Source organism: Gammaproteobacteria bacterium (genome assembly GCA_028817255.1).
Classification (GTDB): Bacteria; Pseudomonadota; Gammaproteobacteria; order Porifericomitales; family Porifericomitaceae; genus Porifericomes; species Porifericomes azotivorans.
This window is the reverse complement of record JAPPQA010000179.1, coordinates 1-5,087: the sequence shown is the minus strand read 5'-3', so window position 1 is coordinate 5,087 and position 5,087 is coordinate 1. Positions and strand designations below refer to the sequence as shown.

Genomic DNA, 5,087 nt, shown 5'->3' with positions numbered 1-5,087 from the left:
ATGTGCGCGTTCCGCGCTCTATTTGCGCTGGATTCCTGCCTGCGCAGGAATGGCGGATATTTGCCATGCCAGAACGATTATTACAGCCCGTCTAGCAGCGCGTTGATTTCTTCGACTTCGGAGACCATCGCATACCGCCATTTCCCGTGCCTGCCGTCGGCGTTGACGGCGGCAACCCAGCGCTCGGCGGCGCTTTTCTTGATCTCCCTCAACTCGTCGTAGCCCTTGGTTTCCAGAATCAGGTAATGCTCCGCATCTTGCAGGCGCACCAGAAAGTCGGGCATGTAGTCGTGAGACTCGCCGTTGTGCAGATAGGGGATGCCGAAACCCATGCCCTCGTTCTTGGCAAACGAGAAGACCCGCGGATGCTTGTCCAAATGCCACGCGGCGGACTGCTCGAACCGCTTGGTGTCGGGCACCACGGCGTTGATGTGGCTTTTGAACACCGGATACGGCTCGCGGCGAGTGTAAAAGTCCACCTCGGCGGTGGAGCCGTTGCCGCGCATCCGCTCATAGCGCGGCAGTTCGGGCACCTCGCCGGCAGACTCGTCAGGACGAATGCCTTGCAACAACTGCTCAATAATGTACCCATAATATGGCGACAAGAAAGCGTCTTTTTTGTCGGCGGGAGCGGGGGCGGAAACCTTCTTGTCAATGTAGTTCCGCACAATGGGGTACAACTGATAAAACAAAGCCCCGGGCGGCAGTTGGCATTCCGCATCATTGGTGTACTGCCTGGTCAGTGCAGTGGTCATTTCGTAGATTTTTTTCTGCAGGCGCGCCTGTGCACGGAATTCCTTCAGACTGGCCTGGCCAACTTTGCCCGGACCGTGCAAAGAAGGGCGGCCGGAATTGGCGGGCAACCCTGCTTTCATCTCCACTTCCGGCGGGATCTTCTCTATATCTACGGTTAGCGGAGGAACCTTGTCCAGTTCACAAACGATGCGGCTATGGATGGCTTGCCGGTAACCCTCCACCCGCGGGAAACGAATCATATAGTCCTCTTTTTGCGCAAGCGCATAAATATGGTGACGCCCTGGCTTCTCGCCATTGCCGGCGCCAGTGGCCTTGACGGTAAAAGCGGACAGCGGCACGCCGAGCACGGTGGCGATTTCCTCGCTCATCAGCCCGTCTTCACCGACTTCATAGGAGGCGCGCCGCAAGCCGCGGCCGACCACCTGCTCGCACAGCAGTTGCGACATGAACGGCCGCAAGCCGATGATGTGCGTCACGGTGTTGCAATCCCAGCCCTCGGTGAGCATCCCCACGCTGACGATGCAGCGCACATCGCGCCCGGGCGGATGTTTCTCGCGGCTCATTTTTTCCGCCAGTTCCTCGAATCCGTCGGGGTACTGCGCCCGCCTCTGGCTGTCGCGCGGCCAGTCCATCTTGCCGATGGTGTCCAGCGTGTGGCGCATCCAGCGGCCTTCGTCACTCCTGGCGTTGCCGCTTTCGATTTCGTTCTGCACGTCCGAATACACGCAGATTGTGTTTTGCCGCTCTGCATCGTTGCGCAACCCGGGCAACTGCGCCAGCGGGATGGCGGCATTCGGCGGTTGGTCTTCGGCCAGCCATTCATATACGACCTTCGCCAGTTTCCGCGTCTTGCAGACAACGATAAACACCGGCGGGCGCGGATCGTCGGACTTCGCCGTCTCCCTCCGCAACGCCTCCCACATGCCGCCGAGCATGGCGATGGGCGTATGCGCATATTTCAGAATCGCCTCCGGTTTGGCGTCGCTTTTTTTGCCGCCGCGTTCGGACGGCGTAAGATGCGGCATAATCCATTTCCAGATGTTGAAATAACCCGGAACTTTGTTGCCGGAAGAATCCCGCGCCGCCAGTTGCGGAATCTTGACCAGCCCCGCCTCGATCGCATCCTGCAGATCGAAACTGCTGACCGTCCACGGGAAGATGCGGTTGGTGTCTTCGCCCGCGTTGCCCAGAAAATACGGCGTGGCGGAGAAATCAACGCAAAAATTGACGCCGCGCAACTTGTGCACCCGGTCCAGGCCGTCCACCCACACCGTGGCTTCTTTGTAGTAGTTCGCCGCCGCTTCCTCGTCGCCGATAAGGCTGTCCTGCCCCTCGCCGTCATCGCCGCGCAGACGATAGGCGTGATGGGCCTCGTCGTTAAACACCAGGATTTTGCGCCGCGAGCCCAGCTCGGCTTCCAGCACCCGCCGCACCGCCGCGGCATCGGATTCGATGTACTTTTCCGCCTCAATCTCCACCTTTTCAAGATTGCCGTCCTTGTCTCTCTTTTCCGTATCCGAAAGAACGCGCAAAAGCCCCAGCTTCTTCTTGTGCCTGAGATCCTTCTCGGTCATATACCGCCTGCCGCGCACGGTGGTGTTCTTGTCACCAATCCACACCGTTTCGCGGACGGAAATGCGCTGCCCGGCCTTCACCACCTTGCTGCCGGACTGGAGACTGCGCGGCTCGAAACCGTGCCAGTTCATCGTCAGAATCCGCCCTTGCGCCAGCTGCGGCATCAGCGCCGGCGGCACAAGGTCGCGGGTGCGGTAAATGCTTGCCTCGCCTTTCTTCGGGTCCAGTTCGGCCAAGCGGTCGCGGATGGTCACATTCGGGCAAACCACCAGCACGGCGTCGGAAAAGCGCCGGTCTTGCCTGTTGGCGGCCTTGTTCAAGACGCTCCACGCCGCCAGCATCGCCATGACGGTGGTCTTGCCCGCGCCGGTCGCCATCCGGCAGCACAAGCGGTCAAAAGCGGCAAAGCCTTTTTTTCGTTTGTCCTCCCCCGGCTCGTCCTTCGGAATAGCAATGCCTTGCCGGAGATCGGCGCGCGCCTCGGTCAGGAAAATAATCGTTTCCGCCGCTTCCAGTTGGGCAAAAAACAGAGGATGTTCCCGTCCGTCGCGGCGCCAGTAATTGAGCAACTCCATGGTCACCCGGCTGACGCCGCCCCCGCCGCGCAGGGCCTGCGGCCGCCATTCGGCAAGCCGCTCGCGCACCCGGGACACCAACTGCAACTCTATCGTATAACCCGCTTGGCGTTCGTTTTCGTCGGTCGTCTGCGTCCCGGGCCGCAGGTAGATGTAGGTCGGTCTGCGGCGCCCGCCGATTTTCTCCGCCGGCTCGTGCTCATGGATTTTCCAGTGCGCCGTCGGCTCCTCGTAAGGCGAGTTGATGATGGGCGCTTCGACTTCCGTTGCGGGCATTGTCGCTCAGTTCCCCGGTATGTTTGTCCGGGTTGCTATAACCTTTCTAAGTCCGCTTATCACGTGCTTAAAACTGCTCGATGTGTTCTTATCTATCGCCATGTGCCGGGGTATGCTTATCGCCGCTTTTCTCTTGGTGAAGCCCTTGACCATTCGCTGCAGATGATCGCTGGGCTTGACTATGGAATCCGGATTGCGGAACCGGGCCCTTCTTTTATATCCGGCGGCCTTAAATTCGGGAAAGGCTTTCTGAACCGCATCCAGGTCGCCAAAATACCAAGCCTCCAGTTCCCTGCAGACAATGCGAATCAACGGCGCATGCCTGCTGCCCGCGCATAAAGCCTGCAACTCCCGCTTAAGCTGTTTGCAATCCGGATGGTTGTCTTGATCGTGCAAAATAACGAAAAAGGCATTTGGCGCAAGCCATTGCTTCAGTTTTATCGGAATGGACTTCCGCAAATGCTCTTTGCCTTGATGCGGAATACATAGATAACTTACGCGGGAAGGCAAAACCGCGGGCAATAATCGTTCGAGAAAATGCATAGCGGACTCTTCTTCCAGCATAAAAACCAACTGAACCGGCGCCGTATCCTTCATGCGCCGGTGCCGTCAATTTTCAGAAGGCGTTGATTCCACAACCAGCCCAGTTTATCGCCGCCCTCGCACAATGCCTTAACCTGCTCGTTTTCGGACAGGGGGTAAATTTTCGTTTTTCCGTTTTCTTTTTCCAGCAAAAACGCCTCTTCAACTTCTACATGATTCAACACATCGGGCGAATGCGTGGAAACAAAAACCTGGCCGCCGCGCATCGCATAATCGCGCAATTCTTCCACGATCATGCCGAGCAATCCTGGATAAATCTGATTCTCCGGCTCTTCGATACACAAGAACGGATGCGGGTTGGGGTCATGCAGCAATACCAGATAGGCGAACATCTTGATAGTGCCGTCCGACACATAACGGGCGATAAAAGGGTCCTTGTATGAACGATCCTGAAACCGTAAAAGCACATGCCCGTCCTCGGTCAGGCTGGTGGTTACTTTGGCCATTCCCGGAATGCTGTCCCTGAACCGTTTTAGAATCTTATCGAAGACTGCCCGGTCTCTTTCATACAGATTCCGCGCGACCAGTGGCAAATTGTCGCCGCTTTCGGACAAATGCTCTGCAACTCCGGCCTCCACCCGCTGACGCGCGGCCATAATATGGAAATCGGAAACATGCCAATTCTCGATCAAACTGCGAAAGGCGCTGGCCGCCTGGAAGCGCTGAAATTGCCCCAGCCCTTTAATCGCAAGTATATTAGGCGATTCCAGCCTTTGTTCGTCCTTCGTTAATTCCTCGTCTTTTTTGTTAAAATCTTCTTCATTGCTGATGGCGTACCCCTTGCCGCCGCGAAAATCAAGAAAATGATAAGGCGACCCGTAGGCGCCGCGCTTATAGCGCAAAATTTCACGTTTTACGATGGGAACGCCGCGCCCGTCGGCGGCAACCTCCAAATGGTAAGTAACCAGCCGCTCCACCCCGGCGATCGGCATTCTGAACTGAATTTCGATGGCAATGGATCCCGCATGGCCGCGGGTCGCCACATCGTTATAGCCCCCCATTCTTTGCAAGGCGGTGTCAACATTGTTTTTCAGAGCATCTTTCAGAAACCCAAATACATTGAAAAGGGTTGATTTCCCGCTGCCGTTCTTGCCTACAAAAACCGCAAGCGGCGGAACGTTCCGCAATTCCACGTCATGCAAGGCGCGGAAATTCCGAATATGGATGCGTTCGATTTTCATTTACGTTCCCTATGCTCCCCCCATTACAGAAATTATTTCCATTTGTCTTTCCTCGCTTGCTAACTTGTTTTCCTGACCACCAGCAGTTCGTTGCCGCGGTCGTCCAGGACCTTGACGGCAA

General features: G+C 56.9%; 3 protein-coding genes. All 3 read right to left on the bottom strand.

Features of this window, described 5'->3' with window-relative positions; all coding sequences use genetic code 11:
- Positions 1-80: 80 nt before the first annotated feature.
- The 3 genes from OXU43_07220 to OXU43_07210 are packed head-to-tail and all read right to left on the bottom strand — an operon-like array spanning position 81 to position 4,966.
- Positions 81-3,182 carry a DEAD/DEAH box helicase family protein gene (locus OXU43_07220; GenBank protein ID MDD9824945.1) on the bottom strand — a complete coding sequence of 1,034 codons (3,102 nt, stop codon included), beginning with the start codon at positions 3,180-3,182 and terminating at the stop codon, positions 81-83.
- A 6-nt stretch (positions 3,183-3,188) separates the two neighbouring features.
- On the bottom strand, positions 3,189-3,779 hold the full coding sequence (locus tag OXU43_07215) for a DUF4276 family protein (GenBank protein MDD9824944.1): 591 nt from the start codon (positions 3,777-3,779) through the stop codon (positions 3,189-3,191).
- Positions 3,776-4,966 (bottom strand): AAA family ATPase, encoded by a 1,191-nt coding sequence (locus OXU43_07210; GenBank protein MDD9824943.1) that lies wholly within the window; start codon positions 4,964-4,966, stop codon positions 3,776-3,778. Before OXU43_07210 ends, OXU43_07215 begins: the two co-directional genes overlap by 4 nt.
- Positions 4,967-5,087 lie beyond the last annotated feature (121 nt).

Bases quoted from the DNA above. Each gene is read 5' to 3' on its own strand.
- OXU43_07215 (MDD9824944.1), bottom strand. From the start codon at position 3,779: ATGAAGGATACGGCGCCGGTTCAGTTGGTTTTTATGCTGGAAGAAGAG.
- OXU43_07210 (MDD9824943.1), bottom strand. From the start codon at position 4,966: ATGAAAATCGAACGCATCCATATTCGGAATTTCCGCGCCTTGCATGAC.
- OXU43_07220 (MDD9824945.1), bottom strand. From the start codon at position 3,182: ATGCCCGCAACGGAAGTCGAAGCGCCCATCATCAACTCGCCTTACGAG.